The sequence below is a fragment of the Sodalis sp. RH24 genome (assembly GCF_047324145.1).
GTDB lineage: Bacteria > Pseudomonadota > Gammaproteobacteria > Enterobacterales > Enterobacteriaceae > Acerihabitans.
Window position 1 is genome coordinate 2938673 of the sequence record NZ_CP178729.1, and the last position, 22556, is coordinate 2961228.

Annotated in this window: 22 protein-coding genes; 10 read left to right on the forward strand and 12 right to left on the reverse strand. The window is 64.1% G+C overall.

Translation table 11 applies throughout. The features are described 5' to 3' along the window. The first annotated feature begins 172 nt into the window (after positions 1–172). From ACL2XG_RS13420 to ACL2XG_RS13435, 4 genes are all read left to right on the forward strand, one after another. Positions 173–676, forward strand: coding sequence for a YgjP-like metallopeptidase domain-containing protein (locus ACL2XG_RS13420; protein ID WP_413721985.1), 504 nt, complete (start codon positions 173–175; stop codon positions 674–676). Positions 677–752: 76 nt separating this feature from the next. Beyond that, positions 753–2024, forward strand: coding sequence for a putative hydroxymethylpyrimidine transporter CytX (cytX, locus tag ACL2XG_RS13425; RefSeq protein ID WP_413721984.1), 1272 nt, complete (start codon positions 753–755; stop codon positions 2022–2024). A 10-nt stretch (positions 2025–2034) separates the two neighbouring features. Next, complete coding sequence (locus ACL2XG_RS13430) at positions 2035–3222, forward strand: DUF1615 domain-containing protein (RefSeq protein ID WP_410012387.1); 1188 nt, start codon at positions 2035–2037, stop codon at positions 3220–3222. Between the two features lie 171 nt (positions 3223–3393). Then, on the forward strand, positions 3394–3921 hold the full coding sequence (locus tag ACL2XG_RS13435) for a DUF1993 family protein (RefSeq protein WP_410012388.1): 528 nt from the start codon (positions 3394–3396) through the stop codon (positions 3919–3921). 151 nt (positions 3922–4072) lie between these two features. Here the strand turns inward: ACL2XG_RS13435 and bhsA (ACL2XG_RS13440) are convergent, their stop codons facing one another. Then, positions 4073–4330: a multiple stress resistance protein BhsA gene (bhsA, locus tag ACL2XG_RS13440; RefSeq protein WP_410012389.1), complete on the reverse strand. Its 258-nt coding sequence runs from the start codon at positions 4328–4330 to the stop codon at positions 4073–4075. Positions 4331–4449: 119 nt separating this feature from the next. Further along, on the reverse strand, positions 4450–4707 hold the full coding sequence (gene bhsA, locus ACL2XG_RS13445) for a multiple stress resistance protein BhsA (RefSeq protein WP_413721983.1): 258 nt from the start codon (positions 4705–4707) through the stop codon (positions 4450–4452). Positions 4708–5004: 297 nt separating this feature from the next. Between bhsA (ACL2XG_RS13445) and ACL2XG_RS13450 the strand changes: the two genes are divergently transcribed. Beyond that, positions 5005–5685, forward strand: a complete 681-nt coding sequence (locus ACL2XG_RS13450) for a TetR/AcrR family transcriptional regulator (RefSeq protein WP_413721982.1) — start codon at positions 5005–5007, stop codon at positions 5683–5685. Between the two features lie 4 nt (positions 5686–5689). Here ACL2XG_RS13450 and ACL2XG_RS13455 read toward each other — a convergent pair whose 3' ends face one another. The 5 genes from ACL2XG_RS13455 to ACL2XG_RS13475 are packed head-to-tail and all read right to left on the reverse strand — an operon-like array spanning position 5690 to position 11759. Continuing rightward, a complete protein-coding gene (locus ACL2XG_RS13455) occupies positions 5690–6379 on the reverse strand; it encodes an amino acid ABC transporter permease (RefSeq protein ID WP_410012392.1) in 690 nt (229 codons plus the stop codon). A 49-nt stretch (positions 6380–6428) separates the two neighbouring features. Continuing rightward, positions 6429–7223, reverse strand: coding sequence for an amino acid ABC transporter ATP-binding protein (locus tag ACL2XG_RS13460; RefSeq protein ID WP_410016646.1), 795 nt, complete (start codon positions 7221–7223; stop codon positions 6429–6431). 42 nt (positions 7224–7265) lie between these two features. Next, a complete protein-coding gene (locus ACL2XG_RS13465; protein WP_413721981.1) occupies positions 7266–8045 on the reverse strand; it encodes an ABC transporter substrate-binding protein in 780 nt (259 codons plus the stop codon). A gap of 25 nt (positions 8046–8070) precedes the next feature. Next, positions 8071–10113 carry a hydantoinase/oxoprolinase family protein gene (locus ACL2XG_RS13470; RefSeq protein WP_413721980.1) on the reverse strand — a complete coding sequence of 681 codons (2043 nt, stop codon included), beginning with the start codon at positions 10111–10113 and terminating at the stop codon, positions 8071–8073. Further along, positions 10110–11759: a hydantoinase B/oxoprolinase family protein gene (locus tag ACL2XG_RS13475; protein WP_413721979.1), complete on the reverse strand. Its 1650-nt coding sequence runs from the start codon at positions 11757–11759 to the stop codon at positions 10110–10112. Before ACL2XG_RS13475 ends, ACL2XG_RS13470 begins: the two co-directional genes overlap by 4 nt. Positions 11760–11844: 85 nt before the next feature. Between ACL2XG_RS13475 and ACL2XG_RS13480 the strand changes: the two genes are divergently transcribed. Continuing rightward, a complete protein-coding gene (locus ACL2XG_RS13480) occupies positions 11845–12600 on the forward strand; it encodes an IclR family transcriptional regulator (protein WP_413721978.1) in 756 nt (251 codons plus the stop codon). 62 nt (positions 12601–12662) lie between these two features. Here the strand turns inward: ACL2XG_RS13480 and dhbA are convergent, their stop codons facing one another. The 4 genes from dhbA to ACL2XG_RS13500 are packed head-to-tail and all read right to left on the reverse strand — an operon-like array spanning position 12663 to position 17091. After that, positions 12663–13421, reverse strand: coding sequence for a 2,3-dihydro-2,3-dihydroxybenzoate dehydrogenase (gene dhbA, locus ACL2XG_RS13485; protein ID WP_413721977.1), 759 nt, complete (start codon positions 13419–13421; stop codon positions 12663–12665). After that, positions 13418–14275, reverse strand: coding sequence for an isochorismatase family protein (locus ACL2XG_RS13490; protein WP_413721976.1), 858 nt, complete (start codon positions 14273–14275; stop codon positions 13418–13420). Before ACL2XG_RS13490 ends, dhbA begins: the two co-directional genes overlap by 4 nt. Continuing rightward, positions 14276–15907 carry a (2,3-dihydroxybenzoyl)adenylate synthase gene (locus ACL2XG_RS13495; RefSeq protein ID WP_413723536.1) on the reverse strand — a complete coding sequence of 544 codons (1632 nt, stop codon included), beginning with the start codon at positions 15905–15907 and terminating at the stop codon, positions 14276–14278. Positions 15908–15918: 11 nt separating this feature from the next. Next, complete coding sequence (locus ACL2XG_RS13500) at positions 15919–17091, reverse strand: isochorismate synthase (RefSeq protein WP_413721975.1); 1173 nt, start codon at positions 17089–17091, stop codon at positions 15919–15921. A gap of 251 nt (positions 17092–17342) precedes the next feature. On the opposite strand from ACL2XG_RS13500, the gene fepB reads away from it, so the two are divergent. Further along, positions 17343–18278 carry a Fe2+-enterobactin ABC transporter substrate-binding protein gene (gene fepB / locus ACL2XG_RS13505; protein ID WP_413723535.1) on the forward strand — a complete coding sequence of 312 codons (936 nt, stop codon included), beginning with the start codon at positions 17343–17345 and terminating at the stop codon, positions 18276–18278. Between the two features lie 74 nt (positions 18279–18352). Here fepB and entS read toward each other — a convergent pair whose 3' ends face one another. Then, complete coding sequence (entS, locus tag ACL2XG_RS13510; RefSeq protein WP_410012401.1) at positions 18353–19636, reverse strand: enterobactin transporter EntS; 1284 nt, start codon at positions 19634–19636, stop codon at positions 18353–18355. 132 nt (positions 19637–19768) lie between these two features. Here entS and fepD point away from each other — a divergent pair, with 132 nt between their 5' ends. The 3 genes from fepD to ACL2XG_RS13525 are packed head-to-tail and all read left to right on the forward strand — an operon-like array spanning position 19769 to position 22553. Beyond that, positions 19769–20755 carry a Fe(3+)-siderophore ABC transporter permease gene (gene fepD / locus ACL2XG_RS13515; protein ID WP_410012402.1) on the forward strand — a complete coding sequence of 329 codons (987 nt, stop codon included), beginning with the start codon at positions 19769–19771 and terminating at the stop codon, positions 20753–20755. Continuing rightward, complete coding sequence (gene fepG / locus ACL2XG_RS13520; RefSeq protein WP_413723534.1) at positions 20755–21756, forward strand: iron-enterobactin ABC transporter permease; 1002 nt, start codon at positions 20755–20757, stop codon at positions 21754–21756. The genes fepD and fepG overlap by 1 nt, the downstream gene beginning before the upstream one ends. Continuing rightward, positions 21753–22553 carry an ATP-binding cassette domain-containing protein gene (locus ACL2XG_RS13525; protein WP_413721974.1) on the forward strand — a complete coding sequence of 267 codons (801 nt, stop codon included), beginning with the start codon at positions 21753–21755 and terminating at the stop codon, positions 22551–22553. Before fepG ends, ACL2XG_RS13525 begins: the two co-directional genes overlap by 4 nt. The last annotated feature ends 3 nt before the right edge of the window (positions 22554–22556 follow it).

The following is a 22556-nucleotide window of genomic DNA, read 5'->3' on the forward strand; positions in this document are numbered from 1 at the left end:
GATAAGGTTTCATTTTGGAACATCAGGCGGGCGTAGCGCGGCAGAGGGTGAACTGACGCACATTACGGGCCGGCGATAACACCGGGGCGACGCGGCCGCGGCCGTTGGTTTTACACCCGGGATCCGTTACCCTTAGCCGGGTCGGCATCTTTTGCCGCGCAACAGGGCACTTATGACACCACTTATCTATTTGCAGGGTTACCCGGAGCACCTCCTCGCCCAGGTGCGCACGCTTATCGCGGAGCAGCGGCTGGCGGCGGTGCTGGCGCAGCGCTATCCCGCCGCGCATGAGATCGCCAGCGACAAGGCGCTGTACGCATATACGCTGGAGCTGAAAAACCGCTACCTGCGCAACGCGGCCCCGATCAATAAAGTCGCCTGGGACAGTAAAATCCACGTGCTGAAGAATGCGCTGGGTTTGCACACCGCGGTATCGCGCGTGCAGGGCGGCAGGCTGAAAGCCAAGGCGGAGATCCGCATCGCCACGGTATTCAAAACCGCGCCGGCGGATTTTCTGCGCATGATCGTGGTGCATGAGCTGGCCCACCTGAAAGAGAAAGAGCATGACAAGGCGTTCTATCAGCTTTGCTGCCATATGGAGCCGCGCTATCACCAGTTGGAATTCGATACCCGCCTGTGGCTGACGCAGCTCGCGCTGCAAGGCAAGCCGGATTGACGCCGGCGCCGGGATTAGCCGACGGCGCGCGCGGGCTATGCTATGCTCGCTTATCCTTGTGCGAACAGATAACCCCATGAAAAACAGTGATACTTATGCCCCCGACCGGTTGATTGCCCCTGGCGGGCGCGTATTGGGCTGGCGGGATCTTTTTTCCTTATGGTTCTCTTTAGGCCTGGGGCTGGCGGTGTTGCAGGCCGGCGCCCTTCTTACGCCGGGCCTGGGCATGCTGGGCGCCCTGTCCGCCATCGCCATCGGATCGCTGGCCGGCTGCGTGCTGCTGGCGCTGTCAGGCGTTATCGGTTATGACACCGGGCGATCGTCCATGGCGGGCATGGCCTTCAGCCTGGGTAACACCGGCGCGTCGGTACCCGCGCTGCTCAACTTTTTGCAGCTGGTCGGCTGGGGCGCGTTTGAAATTGTGATGATGCGTGACGCGGCCAGCCTGCTGGCGACGCGCGCCCTGGGCGGCGGCAGTCCGTGGGCGAATCCCATTCTGTGGACCTGGCTGTTCGGCCTGTGCGCCACGGCGCTGGCGTTGTCGGGGCCGCTGGCGTTTATCCGGGTGGTGCTGCGGCGCTTCGGCATCTGGCTGTTGATTATTGCCTGCGGCTGGCTGAGCTGGTCGTTATGGCGGCGGGCGGATATGGGCGCGCTGGCCGCCAGCCCCGGCGACGGCACGCTGCCGTTTGCGGCGGGCTGCGATATCGTGATTTCCATGGCCTTATCCTGGCTGCCGCTGGTGGGGGATTACACCCGTTTCGGCAAAAGCGCCCGGCAAACCTTTTTCGGCACCCTGGCCGGCTATCTGTGCGGCAGTCTGTGGATCATGGCCCTGGGCGGCGCCTATGCCCTGGCGTTCGTCAGCAATAACGATACCAGCGCGCTGCTGGTGGCGTTATCGGGCGCCGCCATGGGCATTCCCCTTTTGCTTATCCTTATCGATGAAAATGAAAACGCCTTTGCCGATATCCATTCGGCGGCGCTGTCGTCGGCGCTGCTGGTGCCGCTGCGGGTGAAACCGCTGACCCTGGTTATCGGCCTGGCCTGTACGCTGATAGCCTGGCGGGTGCCGCTGTCGCAGTATGAAAACTTTCTGCTGCTGATCGGGTCGGTGTTCGCGCCCCTGTTCGGCGTGGTGCTGGTGGAACATTTCCTGGTGCGCCGCCGCCATGACCTGGCCCCGGGCGCCGCCTTGTCATGGCGGGCCTTCCTGGCCTGGGTCTGCGGCATCGCGGTCTACCAGGCCATGTCGCACTGGTTGCCGCAGGTGGGCGCCACCCTGCCGGCGCTGCTTATCTCGGGGCTGCTGCATTGTGCGTTGTCCCGCCGTCCCCGTCAGGTTTAACAGGAAAGCCATGCTTTTATACCGCGTTATCTCATTTTCACCTGTTGCCCAGGTCGCCGACAGGATCGGCGGCCAAGCGGGAAACCGCCCGGCGGCGGCATTATCGCGCGCCTGCCGCCCCTGGGCGGGCATCGCCCTGCTGCTGGCGCTGGCCGGCTGCGGCAGCCAGCAGCGCCAGCCCGCCAAGCCGCAGCCGGCGGACGTCCAGGCGCATATCATCCGGTTACTGCCGGCCAATACCGCCGATCGCGCGGGCTGGGCCAAGGATATCTATACGGCGTTCGCCGTTCGCAATATCGACCCCAATAGCGAGAATATCTGCTCGGTACTGGCGGTAGCCCAGCAGGAATCAGGGCTGCAGGCCGACGCGCCGGTAGCGGGCCTGGGCAAGATAGCCTGGGATGAAATCGACCGCCGCGCCGCGCAGGCGCATATCCCGGCGATCGTGGTCCATGCGGCGCTGCATATCAATTCGCCCAACGGCAAGACCTATAGCGAACGCCTGGACAACGTGCGCAATGAAAAGGAACTGAGCGGCATTTTCGAGGACTTTATCGGCATGGTGCCGATGGGGCAAAAACTGTTCGGCAACCTGAACCCGGTCCATACCGGCGGGCCGATGCAGGTCAGCATCGCCTTCGCCGCCGAACACGCCGACGGCTATCCCTACCCCATCGAGGGCTCGATCCGCCACGAAGTGTTCAGCCGGCGCGGCGGCATGTATTTCGGCATTGTGCATTTACTCGGCTACCCTACCCATTATCCCCGGCAGATCTTCCGCTTCGCCGATTTCAACGCCGGCTGGTATGCCAGCCGCAACGCCGCGTTCCAGAATGCCGTCAATCGCCTCTCCGGCAAGCAGTTGGCGCTTGACGGCGATCTGGTTAACTATGGGTCGGATGCGGCGAGCGCCACGGAACTGGCCGTACGGGCGATCGGCAAGCGTCTGGATATCGGCGACGCGGCCATCCGCCGGGCGCTGGAAAAGGGCGAACGTTTGGATTTTGAAGAAACGGATCTTTACCGGCGCGTGTTTGCCCTGGCCGATAAAACCCAGGGCCAGCCGTTGCCGCGCGCCATACTGCCGGGCATTACCCTGGAAAGCCCGAAAATAACCCGCAAGCTGACCACCGCCTGGTTCGCCAAGCGGGTTGATGAACGGCGCCTGGCCTGCCTGGCCCGCGACCGGGCCGGCTGAGGCGTTGGCCTGCGTATGCCGTACCTGAAACCAATGCCGCCGGGTTATCACATTTCATAGCGATCGTTAAAAAACCATTGACGGGCCGGATGCCGCGCCCTAAGTTGATGGCGGGCAGAATCAACGGCCCGCTGTCTATCCTGATGTCCGATAACGATGAGAAGACGAAAAATGGCTAATCCGGCACAACATGACCTGACCTACTACCAGGCTTCGATCCCGGTATTTATCCGGGCGCTGAACAATCTGTCCGCGCTGCTGCATAAAGCGGTCGCTTACGCCGCCGAGCAGGGCATCGACGAATCCCAACTGGTCAACGCCCGCCTGGCCCCCGATATGTTCAGCCTGGCCCGGCAGGTGCAGTCGTCCAGCGACGCGGCAAAATCCTGCGCGGCGCGCCTGTCCGGCGGCGACATTCCCAGTTTTCCCGATACCGAGACCACCTTTGAGCAGTTGCAGGAGCGTATCGCCAAAACCATCACCTACCTCAACAGCCTGTCCCAGGATCAGTTTGCCCATAGCGGCGAAAGGCCCATCGTGATGAATATGCGCGGTACGGCGAAAACCTTCACCGGCTATGATTATTTATTCCGCCTGGCGTTGCCGAACCTGTTTTTCCATATCACCACGGCCTATGACATCCTGCGTAACCAGGGCCTGGCTATAGGTAAAAGCGATTATCTGGGTTCATTTGAATAAGTGATTTGACAAGCGATGAGCACGCGAACGCGGCGGATAAACAGGGAGGTTAACGGCGGGCGAAACTATGAAGACGCCGCGCTGACGGCGCAATAATAGCGAATAAAAAAGAACGGAAGGCCGGTTAAACGGCGCTTCCGTTCTTTTTATATTATTCATAAATAACCGCGGTGCCGTGCAGGTTATTCTGACCGGTGGTCGAGGTGATCTGGAACGACTTGGCGCCGGACTGGGCGGCTTTATCGGCCAGCTGGCTTTCCAGCGAGGACAGGTTGCTGCCGCCGGTGGCGGAAATCACCCCGACCTGGCGCTGGTTGGCCGGCGCTGAATTAACCAGGTCGGCGGCGAAGCTACCGAAGGAAATAGCGCTCAGGGCGATGGCGGCAACGGCATATTTTACGTTTTTCATGATAGCGACTCTCTGTATTCAAATGACATTATCATTATCCGCGGGTAAGCGCATAATTAACGATTGTGGGTTTGTTATTTATCTGCGGCGCGGGGGATAGGCCCCGCGGCCGGCCACACTTATTGATAAATCACCGCGGTGCCGTGCAGGTTATTCTGGCCGGTAGTCGAGGTGATCTGGAACGACTTGGCGCCGGACTGCGCGGCTTTATCGGCCAGTTGGCTTTCCAGCGAGGACAGGTTGCTGCCGCCGGTGGCGGAAATCACCCCGACCTGCTGTTGGTCGGCCGGTGCGGCGTTAACCAGGTCGGCGGCGAAGCTACCGAAAGAAACAACGCTCAGGGCGATGGCGGCAACGGCATATTTTACGTTTTTCATGATATGTACTCTCTAAAGTTAGTCAGGATTCAGTTGGCGACGTTAATTTCTTAACGTTCGATAACTAAATACTATCCTCCAGCGGCGCGGCACGCAACCTCTTTTTATTATCGATCGTTAATTTAATAATTAAGCGGCTGATAACAATACGATTAAAGTTGAAATTTTTTTGTTTTTATCCCCGTTACAACCTCCCTGGCAATGCGTCATACCCCTGCGTTGCCACGTGGTGCTTGTAATTTTCTTAATGATCGTTAATTATATACTGATACATCACCATCATTAAGAGAGGATTTTATGGACACACATCTGACTGCGTGTGTCAAAACCGCCAAAGGACCGGGCCGGCCAAAACAGTTCAGCCGGGAGTGCGCCCTGGATAAAGCGCTGGAACTGTTCTGGCGCCATGGCTATGAAGCCACCTCCATGTCCGATCTGGTGGCGGCCACCGGCGCCAAGGCGCCGACGCTTTATAGCGCGTTCGGTAATAAGGAGGGGCTGTTTCGCGCCGCCGCCGAACGTTATATCGCGCTGTACGCCGAGCGGGGTAAAAACCTGCTGGCCGATGCGGGCCGCCCGCTGGATGAGGTACTGCGGGATTACCTGCGCGACGCCGCAGCGATGTTTACCAATGAGACGCTGCCGCCGGGCTGCTTTTTAATCTGCACCTCTGCGGCGCTGTCTTCGTCCTCGCACGACGTGGCGCTGATGCTGCGCGCTCGCCATCACCGGCAGGAGGATATGCTGCTGGCATTTTTCCGCCAGCGCCAGACGACGGGAGAGCTGGCGGCGGATATTGACGCGGCAGGCCTGGCCAAGAATCTGGTCTGCGCGCTGCACGGCATGTCGGTACAGGCGCGCGAAGGCGCCAGCCGGGATGATCTGCACGCTATCGCGGCCACCTGGATGGCGGTTTGGCCGGCGCTGACCGTACCCAAGCCTGACGCGGGAATGAGGGGCAAGGAGAGTAAAGCGTAGCGCCTTAGCCTTTCGGCAGGCTCAGGCGGCGTTCGACGGCGCTGGCGAGCACTTGCAGCAGGATCACCAGCACCACATAAAACGCGGCGGCCAGCAGGTAGGCCTGAAGATTAAGGAAAGTGGCCGATGCCACCATCTGGGCATTGCGCATCAGCTCGGTAACGCCGATAACCGACGCCAGCGACGTTCCCTTAAGCACGATGATAAACTCATTACACAACGGCGGAAACGCCACCCGCAGCGCCTGCGGCAGGATAATGCGCCGCATGGCCTGCGGATAGGTCATGCCGATGGAGCGGGCGGCCTCCATCTGCTCGCTGTGAATCGAGGTAATGCTGGCGCGAATGCTTTCCGCGGTATAGGCGCCGGCGTTAACCGCAAACGCCAGGGTCGCCGCCAGCAGCCGGTTATCCAGCGGGCTGAGCAGGCTTATCAGCAGCGGGCTGCCGGCCTGGCTGGCCCAGGCCGGCAAGCCGAAATACACCAGATACAGCAATACCAGCGGCGGCACGCCGCGAAAAACAGTGACATACGCCAGACAAAACAGCCGCACCGGCATCCGCCGGGATAAACGCCCGAGCGCCACCAGCAAACCGATGACCAGGGCGCCCGCCATAGCGAAGACGGTTAAAGAAAGACCGACCAGCACGCCCTGCAAATACAGCGGCGAATAGGCCGCCACAAATTCCATCATAACCCGCGCCATCCTGTATCAAGATTAAATATTGCCGTCGCCGGCGCGCTTATTTTGCCTCGCTGGCCGTCAGGAACGCCCGGATACGCTCGTTGGGCGGCTCGGCAAAAAACTGCCGGGCCGGCAGGTCGGCCACCACGCGTCCCTGCTCCATAAACACGATGCGATCGGCCACATCGCGGGCAAAGCGCAGCTCGTGGGTGACCATCAGCATGGTACGCCCCTCCTCGCTGAGGCGGCGCATCACCGCCAGCACCTCGCCCACCAGTTCCGGGTCCAGCGCCGAGGTCACCTCGTCAAACAGCAGCACGTCCGGTTCCATACACAGGGCGCGCGCAATGCCGACCCGCTGCTGCTGGCCGCCGGAAAGCCGGGCCGGGTAGGCATGGGCCTTATCCGCCAGTCCCACAGACGCAAGCGTCGCGGTCGCGCGCGCCACCGCCTCGCGATGGGATTGTCCCAGCACCCGCGTCGGTCCCTCAATCAGGTTTTCCAGCACGCTCAGGTGCGGAAACAGCGCAAACCGCTGAAACACCATGCCGGTTTTACGGCGCATCCGGCTGATATTGGCGTCGCTATCCTCCACCCGCCGGTTGCCCAACTGCCGGTAGCCGATTTGCTCGCCGCGCAGGGTCACGCTGCCGCTGTCGTAGGTATTTAAAAAATTGACGCAGCGCAGCAACGTGGTCTTGCCGGCCCCGCTGGGGCCAATCACCGCCACGGTTTCCCCGCGCGCGATATCAAGATTGACATCGGTCAGGACAGGCACGCCGTTAAACGACTTGCAGAGCTGGCTAATCCGCAGGATCGGCGGCTCTGGCGCCACCGACGGCGTTTCCGTCATTTCCGGCATCTGTTGACCTCATGGGTAACGTTGGCAGTACAATCAGTGTGGCACATTCAAGGTATTGCCGAACCACTTGGTGGCGATGGCGGCCAGGGTGCCGTCCGACTTCATTTTATCAATGGCGGCGTTAACCTGCGCCAGCCCGTCGGTATCCTGCTTGCGCAGCGCCACGCCGTTCAGCTTCACATCGTCGGTGAGCGGCTTCGGCACCACTTTCAGCTTGCCGGCATACTGGCTGGCGGCAATATAGGTACCATTAACGCTTTCCACCGCCACCACGTCGATGCGCCCGAGCATCAGATCATTATAGGCGTCCACCACGGTGTTATAGGTGGCCGGCGTTACCCCCTTCATACCCTGCAACGCGGTGGCGGCGGCAGTGTTGACCATCACCCCGACCTTAAGCCCCGGCAGGTCGGCGGCGGCCGCCTGCGGATGCTGGCTGTCGGCGCGCACCACCGCGACAATCGTTTGCGTCATGATCGGCTGGGAAAACGCCACGACTTTCTTGCGCTCGTCGCTTATCACCAGATTGGTGATGGCGTCTATTTTTCCGCCCTGGAGCGACGGGATAATACCGTCCCACGCCATGCCCTCATAGGACACTGGCACCCCCATATGCTGGCCGAGGGCGGCGGCGAAATCGGCGTCGAAACCGATAAGCTTGCCCGACGGATCGACGAAGGATATCGGCCGGTAGCTGGGATCGGCGCCAACGCGCAGCTGGGTCAGGCCCTGCGCCTGGGCCGATAGGGCGGCGACGGTCAGGCTGGCGGCCAGTACAATCAGCGCCGCGCCGTGCTTAGCAGAAAATCTCATAGGGTGCTCCTTCGGGTGAATGGTTTCAGTCGGTGTGTGGGTGGATGCGAATCGATAAGGCGCGCGTGCCGGGCAGGACCTCGGCGATATCGCCGCGGCCGAGTACGGTCACGGCGTCGAACTGTTCAATCACCAGCGGGCCTGTGGCGCGCCAGTGGTCCGGCAGCGTGGCGCGCTGATAGACCGGGCAGGCGACGCATTCGGCCTCATCAAGCCAGATATCGCGTTGACCGGCCGGTTCGGCCGCCGTCGCGGGCGCAGCGCCGACCTCGCCGCCGCCCCCGCGCGGCCGGCTGATTTTCAGCCGCAGGTTGAGCAGCTCCACCGCCGCAGTGGCGGAGGCGTGGCCGTAGCGCAGCAGATGCTCGGCCAAAAACGCCGAGCGGCTGACGGCCAGGCCCGCCGCGTCCGGCGACGGCAGCGCCACGGTCAGCGCATGGGACTGGCCGCGATAGCGCAGGTCGGCCGACCAGGCGATGGCCAGGTCGCCGGCGCTAAACCCGTCTTCGGCGGCGCGGGCCAGCAGCGCGCCGAGCATCTCGTCGGTCAGTTCCGCCAGTGCGTGGGCATCGATGGCGGACAGCTCCCGCAGCCAGGTGCGCTGGGCGTCATAGGCGATATCCACCGACAAAATACCGTGGGCCGAAAACACGCCGGAAAAATACGGAATCAGCACGCGCGGAATCTCAAGCGCGCGCGCCACGTCGACGGCGTGCAGCGGGCCGGCGCCGCCGAAGGCGATAAGCGTCATGGCGCGCGGATCGTGACCGCGTTCCACCGACATGGCGCGGATGGCGCGCACGATATTGGCGGTGGTGATTTGCAATATGCCGTGCGCCGCCCGCTGCCAGCTGACGCCCAGGGGCGCGGCGATATGCCGTCCGATGGCGGCGACGGCCGCCTCCCGGTCGAGGGGGAATCCGCCGCCGAGCATGCTGTCGACCCCCAGGCGATTGAGCGCCACATGCGCGTCGGTGACGGTGGGCAGTTCGCCGCCGCGGCCGTAGCTCACCGGCCCCGGCGTCGAGCCGGCGCTGCGCGGCCCGACCTTCAGGGATCCGGCGCGGTCCAGATACGCTATCGAACCGCCGCCGGCGCCGATGGTTTCAATTTCCGCCGAGGCCACCGCCACCGGATAGCCGCCGATCGCCCGCTCGTCGGTCACCGGGATGGCGCCGTTGCGCAGCAGGGCGATATCCGAACTGGTGCCGCCGATATCCAGCGTCAGCGCTTCCCCCAGGCCATGGCGGGCGCAGAGATCCAGCGCGCCCACCGCCCCGCCGGCGGGGCCGGACATGGCGCATTTTATCGGGAAACGGCGGGCTTCGGCAAAGGTCAGGCAGCCGCCGGCCGATCCCATGATAAAGGCCCGGGCCGGTCCCTGGTCTTTCAGGGTTTGCAGGCCGGCTAAAAACTGCGCCATCACCGGCATGGTGGCGGCGTTCAGCACCGTGGTGGCGGTGCGTTCGTATTCGCGGAATACCGGCAACACGTCGGAGGACAACGAGACCGGCACCCCCAGCACCGCCAGCTTTTCCAGGATACGCCGCTCATGGTCGGGATTGACGAAGGAAAACAGCAGGCTGACCGCCACCGCCTCCACTTTTTCCTCAAGCAGCTGTTCGATACAGCGGTCCAGCGCGGCCTCATCCAGGGGCAGCAGCACCTCGCCACGATGATCGAGGCGTTCCGGCACCTCCAGGCGCAAATGCCGGGGCGCCACCACCGGCGCGCGCCGGGCGTGCAAATCATAGGAGGACGGCCGGGTCATGCGGGCAATTTCCAGCACATCGCGAAAGCCCGCCGTGGTCACCAGGGCGGTCTTGGCCAGCGCGCCTTCCAGCAAGGCATTGGTCACCACGGTGGTGCCCACCACCGCGGCATCGATGTCGGCGGCGCCGGCATTCATCTGCCGCGCCAGCCCGTCCAGCGCCGCCAGGATGTCATTGCCCTGATCGCCCTTGCGGTGAAGGACTTTGGCGATGCGGGTTTCGCCGGTGGCGGGATGGGTCACCACCACGTCGATAAAGGTGCCGCCGACGTCAACGGCGGCCAGTAATCCGCTCATGCCTGAGCCTCCCTGATGTGGATATCGCCATAGCCGTATAGCCGGTCCTGCGCGCGCGCCGGCGCGGCGCGTTCGCACGGCGGGCCGTAGCCGCCGCCGCCCGCCGTTTCCACCCGGATGACCGTGCCCGCCGCCGCGGAGAGTTCGCTAAAACCCGTGATGGACAACGGCGCGGCGTCCGGGGCGGTGACGGTAATGCGCGTCGGCGCGCCGGCGCCGCCGCCCAGCAGGCCGCCCGGCCCGTGCGTGGGCATGCTGACCTGGAAAGAGCAGCGCACCGGCGTCAGCACCTGGAATTCCCGGCGCAGGCCAAAGCCGCCGCGCTGGCGTCCGGCGCCTGCGGAACCCGGCACCAGTTCATAACGTAAAATACGCACCGGCAAACTCATTTCCAGCACTTCCACCGGCGTGTCGTGCAAATTGGCCACCGGCGGGATCATGCCGCTCTCGCCGTCGGCCACGTTGCTGGCGCCCGAACCGCCGCCCAGCGCCTCGCCATAGGCAAAAAGCCGGCCGGTCAGCGGGTTCGTGCCGCCGAAGGAAAACACCCCGCCGCCGCCGGTGCCGGCCAGCACCCGTTCCGGCGCAAAGGCGGACAGCGCGTCCATCAGCGCCTCAAAGGTATGATAGGACACCTGGGTGGCGGCGGAAATGGCCGCCGGGAAAACGGGGTTGAGAATGGAACCCGCGGGAATGGCGATCTCAAGGGCGCGGTACATGCCGGCGTTGGCCGGGATGCCCTGCGCCAGGGTGATGCGGATGGCCATGTAGACGCAGGCCAGCGTATTGGCCAGGCAGGAATTAAACGGGCTGTTGGTCTGCGGGCCGCTGCCGGAGAAATCAATCTTCAGGCGATCGCCCTGATGGGAAATCGCCACCCGCAGCGGGATCATCTCGCCGCCGAAATCCGCCGCCGCCGCGCCGTACCAAACCTCGTCGGGCAGCGCGGCGATACAGGCGCGGGTCGCCGCCTCCGACCGGCGGATAATCTCGGCCAGGGCGTAACGCAGCTGATCGGTATCATAGCGGCGCGCCAGTTCGTCAATGCGGCTCTGGGCGACGCGGATGGTGGCGATTTGCGCGCCGAGATCCGCCATGCGCTCGTCGGGCAGGCGCGAGTTGGCGGCGATAATGGTCAGGATATTGTTATCCACCAGGCCGGCGGCCGCCAGTTTCACCGGCGGAATGCGCAGGCCCTCGTGGAAGATCTCGGTGGCGGTGGCGGGCATGCTGCGCGGCGTCAGGCCGCCCACGTCGGTATGGTGCGCCATGCTGGCGCCGAAGCCGACCATCCGGCCGCCGGCGAACAAGGGTCCCGCGACGATAAAATCCGGCAGGTGATTGGCGCCGTAATACGGATCGTTGACCAGGAACACGTCTCCCGGCGCCATCTCCGCCGCCGGGAACGCCGCCAGGATATGGCGCAGCGCCCCCGCCATCACACCGAGATGGATGGGAATATGCTCCGCCTGCACGGCGATATCGCCGGCCACGTCATAGACGCTGCATGAGCAGTCGCGCCGCTCCTTGATATTCGGCGAGTGGCTGGAACGCACCAGCGACTCGGCCATTTCATCGCAGATGGAATGGAAGGCGTTGCGGACAAGCTCGATGGCTATCTGGTCCAACGGCGCTGTTTGGCTCATCGCGGATCCCGTATCAGGAAAAGATTGTGTTCCGAGTTCTAACACAGTAAAAATAAGTTCAGCAACAAGAATAGGGTTCACATACATGAACGAAGTCAAAAGCGCGGTGCGCGTATTGGAAGTACTCGAACTACTGGCGCAGGCAGAAAAACCGCTCGCCCTGAAAGAGGTGGTGGACGAGTTGGGCTACCCGAAAAGCAGCACCCATAACCTGCTGGCGACCCTGGTGGCGCGCGGCTATGCGGTGCGCGGCGAGGCGGATCGGTATACGCTGAACGACACGTACCGCAACGGCCCGGGCTGGATTTGCGGGCCGGAGGCCAGGCTGATTGAACTGGCCGGGCCGGTGATGCGCGAGCTGCGCGACGGCTGCGGCGAAACCATCATGCTCGGGGTACTGAACCGCGATTGCCGGCTGAAAACCCTGGAGCGTTGCAGCGGCACCCAACCGGTGCGTTACGAGTCGCCGCTGGGCAGTTGCCTGCCGTCCTATTGCACCGCCATGGGGCGCGCCCTGCTGGCCGCCCGGGACGACGGCCAGATCGAGCGTTACCTCGCCCATGAACGCATCGTGCAGTACACCCGGCATACCCTGGTGGACCGCGATCTTATCCGCCAGCATATCGCCAAGGCCCGCCGGGACGGCTTCGCGGTGTCGGATCAGGAGATGGATATCGGCGGTTCGGGGGTGGCGGCGCCGGTGCTGAACGCCAAGGGGGAAACCGTGGCCGCGCTGAATGTGGCGGCCCTTTCCAGCCGTTTCGCCGAGCGGCGCGAGGATATTATCGCGGCGGTGAAACGCCATGCACTAGTATTGAGCAACCGGCTGGGCTGGCACTGACTCAGGCCGGCCGGCGATGAAACATGCCCGCCGGCGTTATCGCCCGGCGGGCCGTAACGGCATCAGGCGGCAAGGGTCGCGCCGCCGTCGATGACGATATCCTGCAAGGTAATATGGCCGGCATGTTCCGAGGCCAGGAACAGCACCGCGTCGGCAATCTCGCGCGGCCGGGCGATTTTCCCCAGCGGAATGCCCAGCTTGAATTGCCCGGGAAACCCGGCAATGGTCCGCTGTTCCGCATCCGCGCTTTGCCACAGGCCGCGCTGCATCGGCGTATCGGTCGAGCCGGGCGACACCAGGTTGCAGCGCACCCCGAACGGCGCCATTTCCAGCCCGACGGTCATGCACAGGCTTCTCAGCGCCGCTTTCGAGGCGCAGTAGGCGGACATGCCCACGCGCGGCACGTGGGCGGCGTTGGAGGCGATGCTGACGATGACGCCTGCCCGCTGGCGGCGAAATACCGGCAGGGTATGGCGAAAAAGGTTAAACGCGCCGCCGGCGTTGACCGCCATGCAGTCTTGCCAGTCCTGGAGGTCCAGGCTATCGGTGGCCCCCATGCGCAGGATGCCGGCGCCGTTGACCAGGACATCCAGCCGTGGGTTTTCCTCAAGCAGCGCCCCGCACACCCGTCCGACCTGGGGGGCATCGGTGATATCCAGCAATTGCGTGCGAAACGGGTAGCCGTCGCCGGCAAAGCGCCGGTCCAGTCCGACCACGTCGGCTCCGGCCTCGCTGAACGCCAGCGCGGTCTGGTAGCCGATGCCCTGACCGGCGCCGGTCACCCAGACGCGCTTACCGCTGAAATCCAGGCTGATAGTCATACGTTATGCTCCGGCGCCAGTAATTGCCACCAGCCGTTAAGGGTCGGGTTCCGCGCCAGCGCGACAAAATCCAGCCCCGCGCGCGCCTGCCGCCAGCGGGTGGCCAGCGTCATGATGCGCACCGAATCCAGGCCGTAGTCGATCAGGTTGTCATCATCGCCCAAATCACCGCAGTCGTCGTCGAGCATCGGCAGGATCAGCGCGCGCAGGTGCGCCTTGCTGATGGGCGCCGGCAACAAATCGGCGGTCATCAGCACGCGCCCGCAGCGGCCGGCGGCATAACGCAGGGCCATCAGATGGTCGTCGCGGGTAAAATCGGCCAGGGCGTCCGCCACCAGCAACGGTTTGATATTGCGCATAAACGCATCGGCGGCGGTCATCAGGCAGCCGATATGCGCATAAACGCCGCAGATAATAAGCTGGTTGCGGCCGCGCTCGGCCAGCATATCCGCCAGCGGGGCGCGGTGAAAGGCGCTGTAACGCCATTTGACCAGGACCTGGTCATCGGCGTCGGGCGCGAGGGCGGCGATGACCGCCTGCTGTTCGGGATACTGGTTTAACCCCGGCCCCCACATATCGTTTAACAGCCCGCGATCTTCCTCGCTCTGCCGCGCCGGCTGGGCGGTGTAAAACACCGGAATGCCCTGCGATTTACAGTAGCGGCGCAGGGCGGCGATATTCTCCACCAGCCGGCTGACCAGCGCGCTGTCCCCGCCCCAAAAGTTAAGGAAATATTCTTGCATATCATGGATAAGCAGCGCCGCGCGCTGCGGTTCAAAGGCCCAGTTGACCTTATTGGCGGGCAGTTCCGCCGGGGTGGGCATGGCATAGGAAACCAGTTTCGGGATGGCCATTTATTTTTCTCCTGTGGCGGGGGTGGCGGTGGCGGCGTCGATCAGCAGGCGCAGTCGTTTTTTATCGACCTTGCCCACCGGCGTAAGGGGCAATGCGTCCACCCGTTCAAAACGGTCGGGCAGTTTAAATTCCGCCACCCCCAGCTGGCGCAAATGACGGCGCAGCGCCACCGGTTTGATCTCCTGCGTAACGACAATATAGGCGCAGCTCTTTTCCCCCATCAGCGCATCGGTCATGGATACCAGGGCCGCATTCACCACGTGCGGATGGCGCAGCAACAGGTTCTCGACTTCTTCGGCGGCAATCTTTTCCCCGCCGCGGTTGATCTGATCTTTTTCGCGTCCCTGTACTTTCAGGTAGCCGTCGTCCGTCAGCTCGATTAAATCGCCGGAACAATAAAACCCGTCGGCGTCAAACGCCGCGGCGTTGTGCTCCGGGCTTTGGTAATAGCCGCGAAACGTATAGGGCCCGCGCGTCATCAGGCGTCCCACGCGGCCCGGCGGCAGCGGATTGCCCTGCCCGTCGGCCACCCAGACTTCATCATCCGGCGATATCGGACGGCCCTGGGTGGTAAAGATATGTTCGTCGTCATCGTCCAGCCGGGTGTAGTTCACCAGCCCTTCGGCCATGCCGAACACCTGCTGCAGCCGGCAGCCCAGCTCCGCCGGAATGCGCGCGGCCAGGGCCTCGCCAAGCTTGGCGCCGCCGACCTGCAATAATTGCAGGCTGGCCAGCTGCCCGCTGTCGCCCCATTGTTCCATCGCCTGCAGCCACAGCGTCACGGCGGGCGGCACCAGCCCGGTGACGGTGATCCGGTGCTGCGCTATCAGCGGGAAACAGACGTTGGCGCTCGGATCGCTGGCCAGTACCACGCTGCCGCCGCCGTAAAACACGCCCAGCGCGCCCGGCGAGCTCAGCGGGTAGTTATGGGCCGCGGGCAGCGCGCACAGGTAGCGGGTATCCTCATCGAAACGGCAGATGTCCACGCTGGCGCGAATACTGTAGTAATAGTCGTTATGGGTGCGCGGAATCAGCTTCGGCGTGCCGGTGCTGCCGCCGGATAGCTGGAAAAAGGCCACCTCGTCGGCGGGCGACGGGGCGGCGGTGAACGCGCCCGGCGCTTCGTCGAATAATGCCTGTAAACTTGTTTGCGGCGCGTCGTCGCCGCGCATCGCCACCACCCGCAGCGACGGATACTGCCGCCGCAGTTCATCGATAAAGCCATTATCGCTGAACAGCCCATGCTGCCGGTCGGCAATCAGCAGCGCCGGCCTGATTTGCAGCGCATAGGCGGTAAGTTCGCTGCGCTGGTGGCTGAACAGGGCATTTACCGGCGCCACGCCGATTTTCAGCAGGGCGAACAGCACCAGATAAAATTCCGCCACGTTGCCCAACTGCACCAGCGCGGTATCCCCCGCCGCCAGCCCGCGCCGGGCAAGGGCCGCGGCCAGCCGGTCGGACAAGGTGTTGACATCCCGGTAGCTCAGGCGGCGCTCGCCGCAGGCCACCGCCAGCGCGCCGCTGTCTTTACGGCGGTCGATAATATCGGTCAGGGGCAAATCCAGCCAGTATCCCCTGGCGCGGTAGCGGGCCGCGAACTCATCCGGCCAACGGTTAAATACAATGCTCATCATCTCTCCTGTTAATGCAATCCGAACGCGCTCAGCATGGTATCGAGCTTGACGCCGGTTTCGCGCCACTCCGCGTCGGGGATGGAGGCGGGCACGATGCCGGCGCCGGCGAACAGCCGCACCTGGTTGCCCGCCACCCTGGCGCAGCGGATGGTTACCACCCATTCGCCATTGCCCTCCTCGTCGCACCAGCCCACCATGCCGCCGAACAGATCGCGGTCGAAGGGTTCCAGGGTCTGGATTAAGCGGCGCGCGCGATCGGTGGGGGCGCCGCACAGCGCGGGCGTGGGATGCAACAGGCAGGCCAGCGCCAGGGCGTTGACGGCGGGGTCCGCCACCTCGCCGTCGATGGCGGTGGCCAGATGCCAAAGGGTGGGCGTATTGACCAGGCCGGGTACGGGCGGCACGTTTAAACCCGCGCTGTAGGGCGCCAGCACTTCGCGCATCTGGTCGATAACCAGCTGATGCTCATAGCGGTCCTTGACTGAATCCAGCAATTGGCGGCCGGCGGCGGCGTCACGGCCCGGCTCGGCGTCGCGCCGGGCGGAACCCGCCAGCGGCGTGGAGTAAAACCGGTTGCCGGTCTTGCGCAGCAGCAGCTCCGGGCTGGCGCCCAGCAGGGCGCCGTTGTCGAGGGGAACATGGAAATTGTAACTGGCGGGATTTTGGGCCGCGATGCGCCGCATCAGGGCCGCGGTATTCACCGGTTCCCGGGTGGTGATATCCAGCAGGCGCGCGAGCACCACTTTACTCAGCCGTTGCTGGCCGGTGGCCTCCACCGCCCGCGCCACCATGTGTTTAAAGTCGCGCTCCGGCGGTCGCTCGATTTTGCCGGTTACCTGCGGCAAGGGTTCGGCGGGCACATTCCGGCTTTGCAAAAACATCTCGCGATCGAACCCCTGGCTGCGCTGCGGGATAAACAGCGCCGCGGGCCGGTCGGCATCGAAGGGAATGGCCCCCACCACCAGCGGCCGTTCAATGCCGGCGTTTCTGGCGCGCCGGAAGGCGTGGCGCAGCTCCCGCTGAAACACGCCATCGGGCTGATCACCCCTGCCCGCGGGCGCGCTGATGGCGCAGAAACGACCCTGGGTAACGAAGCTGCGATAAGGCGACATGAAAAAAAATCCGTTTATAATGGCATCCGCGTCGCCTGGTGTTGTCTGTCGAAACAATGAAAATTCCACGTGACGATCTCCGCTATTATCAAATGATAAACACAATAATAATAATTATCATTTGTATTGATAGCACATAAACTACGTCGTAGAATCTGCCGTGTCAATGAACGTAAACACTGCCTCACCCGCGCAAGGGTGGATTTGATTGCCCGTTTTTTGTCATCATAAGGCGGACAAAACCAGCCCCTACCCCAGGAATACCAGACATGATCACTCTATTGTCCCGGCGCCGATCCGCCTGCAATTGGCTCGCCCTGATGGCCCTGCCCTTACTGCTGGCGGCCGCGTCCCCGCGCGCCGCTGAAAACGGCTGGCCGCGGCAGGTGGCGGGCGCGCATGGCGCCATTACCCTGGATCACATGCCGCAGCGCATCGTATCCACAAGCGTCACCCTTACCGGCTCGCTATTGGCCATCGGGGCGCCGGTGATAGCCAGCGGCGCCACCACGCCGAATAACCGGGTCGCGGACGAGCAGGGCTTTTTTCGCCAATGGAGCGATGTCGCCCGGCAGCGCGGCGTCAAACGCCTGTACATCGGCGAACCGGATGCCGAGGCCATCGCCGGCCAGAATCCCGATTTGATTATTATCGCCGCCACCGGCGGCGATTCGGCCCTGCGCCTTTACGATCAGTTGTCACCGCTGGCGCCGACCCTGGTGGTCAATTATGACGATAAAAGCTGGCAGGACCTGGCCCGGGAGCTGGGACAAGCCACCGGCCATGAAGCGCAGGCCGCGGAGGTCATCGCCCGCTTCGACGCCCGCCGGCAGACGCTGAAACAGCATCTGGCGCTGCCGCCGCAGCCGGTATCCGCCCTGGTATACCAGCCGGACGGCAAAGCCGCCAACCTGTGGACCGCCGATTCGCCGCAGGGCCAGCTGCTGCGCCAGCTGGGCTTTACGCTGGCCGAACCGCCCGCCCCCCCCGTCGGCGGCCGAAGCATGGGCGTGCGCAAGGACATCGTCCAGCTGTCCGGCGAAAACCTGGCCGCCGGCCTGAACGGGCAAGCCTTCCTGCTGTTTGCCGGCGATGACGCCAGCGCCCGGTTGCTCTTGGCCAATCCGTTCCTGGCGCATCTGCCGGCGGTGCAAAACCGCCGGGTCTACGCCCTTGGCAACGACACCTTCCGCCTTGATTACTACAGCGCCAGCAATGTGCTGGCCCGCCTGGAACAGCTGTTCGCCAAGCCGTGATCTTTCCCCGTCCTGCCGCGTGGCTAACCGCGTCATGCCGCGGCCATTCCCGGCCGGGCGGGGATTCATGGCGGTTATGGCTCACTGCGGCCGGCGGGCGGGATTTCATCCGCCGGCCGGCCCTGATCCCGATGCCGCGCCATATCCACGGCGCGCAGGCCCCGCAGCGCCAGCGCCGGCAGTAGCCCCGCCAGGGCCGCCGCCAGGCCGAACGCCGCGGCGGCCAGCCCCGGCGGCATCAGGGTGCCCAATCCCCCCAATACCAGCGCCCCCAGCGCGTCGCCGGTGACGTTCTGCGCGGTCCACAGGCCGTTGATGCGGCCCAGCAGATGATCCGGCGTCAGCTGTTGTATCAATGCATATTGCAGCAGCGAGTTGATGGCGCTGAAATAACCAAAGCCCGCCAGACACAGCAGCGCCAGCGCGTAGAACGGCATCAGGCTGCATGCCGCGACGCAGATAAACGCCATGACGGCGGTAAGCAACAGCATTCTTCCCGGCCGCGCCGTGGCGGCGACGCGGCCGCTGGTAAACGCGCCTATCGCCGCGCCCAGGGGCACCGCCGCGTACATCAACCCCAGCCGGGCGGCGTTGATATGCCAGCTTATCGCCAGCGCCGGGTAAAGCACCCGTACCGCGCTTGCCATGGTCAGCAATGCGCCGATCAGCGCCACCAGGCCGATGGTTTTATGACGAAACAGATAGGCCATGCCGCCGGCCAGCGCGTGTAACGGGTGTTCCCGGGGCTGGGGAGGCGGCGCCAGCCTGGGCAGGCGCAGCAGCGGCAACAGCGTCAGCAGCGTGCCGAGCGCCGCCAGCCCGTAGTTCCAGGCCACCCCGCCGGAGGCGATGACCAGGCCGCCCGCCGCCGGTGATAAAATGGCGCCGAAGCGCACGGTCAGCATGCTGATGGCGCCCGCCTGCATGACATTTTCCCGCCCGACCAGCGACGGCGTGGCGGCCAGCAGCGCCGTCACCCCCACCGCGCCAAAAAAACCATCCCACACCGCCAGCAGATAAATCGCGAACAGGGACGGTACCGGCAGCAGCGCGTTAAGGCACAGGCCGATAAACCCCACCCCGCAGGTTGCGCGGGCAAACAGGATAAGCCCGCGCCGCTCGCGGCGATCCGCCATCACCCCGCCGGCCAGCAGGCCGACGAACATACCGCCGCCCGCCAGCGTCACCGCCAGCCCGACCTGCAGGGTGGACCCCGTCATGGCCTGTATCTGCACCGGCACCGCCACCGCCAGCATGCCGAGCGCCAGGATGGACAAAAACCGCGCGATAAAAACCGCCCGGAAGGCGGGGTGGGTTTTCAGCAGGCTGATATCGAGTAAATACGAGGGTTTTTGCATAAGACGCTAACTATCCGGGGAATTCGACGCCACTGGGCGCTGCAATCAGGGAAGCAGTCATGCTATCATAAGTTATTGCGAGTAATAACGATAATAAATATCATTATCATATAATTTATGGTTTAGCCTTTTATGCGCCATTATTACGGATTGCTGTTAAGCGGCGTGCTGTTGGCATTATTGATGGCGGCGAGCCTGTTTATCGGCGCCAAAACCATTCCCGCCGACCAGGTATTGCCCGCGCTGACCGGCGCCTGCCGCAGCCCGGATTGTATTATTATCCTCGAGAGCCGCCTGCCGCGCACGCTGGCCGGGTTGCTTGCGGGCATCGCCCTGGGGCTGTCCGGCGCCCTGATGCAAACCCTGACCCGCAATCCGCTGGCCGACCCCGGCATTCTTGGCGTCAACGCCGGCGCGGGGTTCGCCGTGGTGCTGGGCATCACCTTTTTCGGCGCCGCCTCCATCGATCGCTACCTGTGGTTTGCCTTTGCCGGCGCGCTGGCCGCCGCCCTGCTGGTGGCGTTAATCGGCGCGGCAGGCGGCGGGCGGCTGAACCCCATTCGCCTCACCCTGGCGGGCGTGGCGCTGGGCGCGGTGCTGGACGGCATGGCCTCCGGTATTTCCTTGCTCAATCCCCTGGTCTACGACCAATTGCGCTTCTGGCAGGCCGGTTCGCTGGATATCCGCAGCATGGCGGCGGTAAACGCCGTTATCTGGCCTATCGTCCTGGGCACCGGTCTGACGCTTTGGCTAACGCGGGCGCTCAATACCCTGGGCATGGGCAGCGAACTGGCGACGGCGCTGGGCTCGCGGGTGGGCCTGACGCAGCTGCTCGGCCTGGCGGCCATTACCCTGTTATGCGGCGCGGCTACGGCGCTGGCGGGGCCGATAGCCTTTATCGGGCTGATGATGCCGCATATCGCGCGCTGGATAGCCGGCCCGGACCACCGCTGGCTGCTGCCCTGGACGCTGCTGCTTACGCCGCTGCTGCTGCTGGGCAGCGATATGGCGGGCCGGGTGATGGTGCCCGGCGAGCTGCGCGTATCGGTGATAACGGCGCTGCTCGGCGCGCCGGTGCTGATAGCCCTGGTACGCCGCCACCGGATGATAAGCCGGTGATGCTGGCGAACCGGCACGCCCGGATCAGGACGTCGCTGACCGTCGGCATCCTGCTGCTTGCCTGCCTTGCGCTGGCGATTTACGCCCTCGGCGCCGGGTCGCTCCCGCTTCCGGCCCGGCAGGTGGTGGACGCCCTGCGCGGCGCGGCGGCGCACAATATCCAGGTTATCGTGACGCAATGGCGGCTGCCCAGGGTGGCGATGGCGTTATTGCTGGGCGCGGCGTTGGGCGCCAGCGGCGCTATTTTCCAGTCGTTGATGCGCAACCCGCTCGGCAGCCCGGATGTCATGGGTTTCAATACCGGCGCGCACAGCGCCGTATTGATAGCGATAGTGCTGTTCAACAGCAGCTATCTGGGCATAACCGGCGCGGCCCTTGCCGGCGGCCTGCTGACCGCCGCCATAGTCTACCTGCTGGCCTGGCGCAACGGCATCCAGACCTTCCGGCTCATTATCGTCGGCATTGCCGTTCGCGCCCTGCTGGTATCGCTTAACACCTGGCTGGTGGTCAGCGCTTCGCTGGAATCCGCCCTGACCGCCGGGCTATGGAGCGCCGGATCGCTTAACGGCATGACCTGGGCGAAATGCCCGCCGGTGGCCGTGCCGATTGTCCTGGCCTTTGCCCTGGCCCTGGCTTTGTCGCGGCGCATGCGCCTGTTGGAAATGGGCGATGACGCCGCCTGCGCGCTCGGCGTGCCGGTGGAAAGATCGCGACTAGGATTGATGCTGGCGGGCGTGGCCCTGACCGCCGCCGCCACGGCCGCCGCCGGCCCCATTTCCTTTATCGCCCTGGTGGCGCCGCAGATTTCACGCCGCCTGGCGGGCAGCCAAACCCTGGCGATCCCCCTGGCGGCCCTGACCGGCGCGCTGCTGTTGCTGGCGGCCGACCTCGCCGCACAGCGTATGTTTACGCCTTATCAGCTTCCGGTCGGGGTGGTTACCGTCAGCATCGGCGGCCTCTATCTGATCGGCTTATTAATCCGGGAGTCGCGAAAAAAATGAGCGCCCTTACCCCGTCGTCCAGCCGCCTGCGGGCGGAAAATCTTACGCTCGCCTATGATAAAAAAGTGATTGCCCGCGATCTGTCCATCACCATCCCCGATGGTGAACTGACGGTGATCATCGGCCCCAACGCCTGCGGCAAATCGACGTTGCTGCGCACGCTCAGCCGCCTGATGCGGCCAGGCGAGGGCACCGTATGGCTGGACGGCCGGGAGATCGGCGCCTACGCCACCAAGGAGGTGGCGCGGCGCCTGGGATTGTTGCCGCAAAGCTCCAGCGCGCCCGGGGATATCACGGTGGGCGATCTGGTGGCGCGCGGACGCTACCCGCATCAATCGCTATTAAGCCGCTGGAGCGGGCGCGATGAACAAGCGGTGCAGGAAGCGATGCGCGCCACCGGCGTCGCCGGGCTGGCGGAACGGCCGGTGGATACCCTGTCCGGCGGCCAGCGGCAGCGGGTCTGGATCGCCATGGTGCTGGCGCAGCAAACGCCGCTGCTGCTGCTGGACGAACCCACCACCTGGCTGGATATCGCCCATCAAATAGACCTGCTGGAGCTGATGCGCGAGTTGCACCGCGCCGGCCATACGCTGGTGGTGGTGCTGCACGATCTTAATCACGCCTGCCGCTACGCCACCCATCTGGTGGCGATGCGCGACGGGCGTATCCTGGCCCAGGGGGCGCCCGTGGACATCGTCACCGCCGAACTGGTGGAGGCGGTATTCGGCCTGCGCTGCATGATCATCGACGATCCGGTATCCCATACGCCGATGATCGTGCCGCTGGGCCGGGGCTGACGC

Excerpts from the sequence above, each read along its gene's own strand:
- ACL2XG_RS13420 (WP_413721985.1), top strand. The coding sequence starts at position 173 with ATGACACCACTTATCTATTTGCAGGGTTACCCGGAGCACCTCCTCGCC.
- cytX (WP_413721984.1), top strand. The coding sequence starts at position 753 with ATGAAAAACAGTGATACTTATGCCCCCGACCGGTTGATTGCCCCTGGC.
- ACL2XG_RS13430 (WP_410012387.1), top strand. The coding sequence starts at position 2,035 with ATGCTTTTATACCGCGTTATCTCATTTTCACCTGTTGCCCAGGTCGCC.
- ACL2XG_RS13435 (WP_410012388.1), top strand. The coding sequence starts at position 3,394 with ATGGCTAATCCGGCACAACATGACCTGACCTACTACCAGGCTTCGATC.
- bhsA (WP_410012389.1), bottom strand. The coding sequence starts at position 4,330 with ATGAAAAACGTAAAATATGCCGTTGCCGCCATCGCCCTGAGCGCTATT.
- bhsA (WP_413721983.1), bottom strand. The coding sequence starts at position 4,707 with ATGAAAAACGTAAAATATGCCGTTGCCGCCATCGCCCTGAGCGTTGTT.
- ACL2XG_RS13450 (WP_413721982.1), top strand. The coding sequence starts at position 5,005 with ATGGACACACATCTGACTGCGTGTGTCAAAACCGCCAAAGGACCGGGC.
- ACL2XG_RS13455 (WP_410012392.1), bottom strand. The coding sequence starts at position 6,379 with ATGATGGAATTTGTGGCGGCCTATTCGCCGCTGTATTTGCAGGGCGTG.
- ACL2XG_RS13460 (WP_410016646.1), bottom strand. The coding sequence starts at position 7,223 with ATGACGGAAACGCCGTCGGTGGCGCCAGAGCCGCCGATCCTGCGGATT.
- ACL2XG_RS13465 (WP_413721981.1), bottom strand. The coding sequence starts at position 8,045 with ATGAGATTTTCTGCTAAGCACGGCGCGGCGCTGATTGTACTGGCCGCC.
- ACL2XG_RS13470 (WP_413721980.1), bottom strand. The coding sequence starts at position 10,113 with ATGAGCGGATTACTGGCCGCCGTTGACGTCGGCGGCACCTTTATCGAC.
- ACL2XG_RS13475 (WP_413721979.1), bottom strand. The coding sequence starts at position 11,759 with ATGAGCCAAACAGCGCCGTTGGACCAGATAGCCATCGAGCTTGTCCGC.
- ACL2XG_RS13480 (WP_413721978.1), top strand. The coding sequence starts at position 11,845 with ATGAACGAAGTCAAAAGCGCGGTGCGCGTATTGGAAGTACTCGAACTA.
- dhbA (WP_413721977.1), bottom strand. The coding sequence starts at position 13,421 with ATGACTATCAGCCTGGATTTCAGCGGTAAGCGCGTCTGGGTGACCGGC.
- ACL2XG_RS13490 (WP_413721976.1), bottom strand. The coding sequence starts at position 14,275 with ATGGCCATCCCGAAACTGGTTTCCTATGCCATGCCCACCCCGGCGGAA.
- ACL2XG_RS13495 (WP_413723536.1), bottom strand. The coding sequence starts at position 15,907 with ATGAGCATTGTATTTAACCGTTGGCCGGATGAGTTCGCGGCCCGCTAC.
- fepB (WP_413723535.1), top strand. The coding sequence starts at position 17,343 with ATGGCCCTGCCCTTACTGCTGGCGGCCGCGTCCCCGCGCGCCGCTGAA.
- entS (WP_410012401.1), bottom strand. The coding sequence starts at position 19,636 with ATGCAAAAACCCTCGTATTTACTCGATATCAGCCTGCTGAAAACCCAC.
- fepD (WP_410012402.1), top strand. The coding sequence starts at position 19,769 with ATGCGCCATTATTACGGATTGCTGTTAAGCGGCGTGCTGTTGGCATTA.
- fepG (WP_413723534.1), top strand. The coding sequence starts at position 20,755 with ATGCTGGCGAACCGGCACGCCCGGATCAGGACGTCGCTGACCGTCGGC.
- ACL2XG_RS13525 (WP_413721974.1), top strand. The coding sequence starts at position 21,753 with ATGAGCGCCCTTACCCCGTCGTCCAGCCGCCTGCGGGCGGAAAATCTT.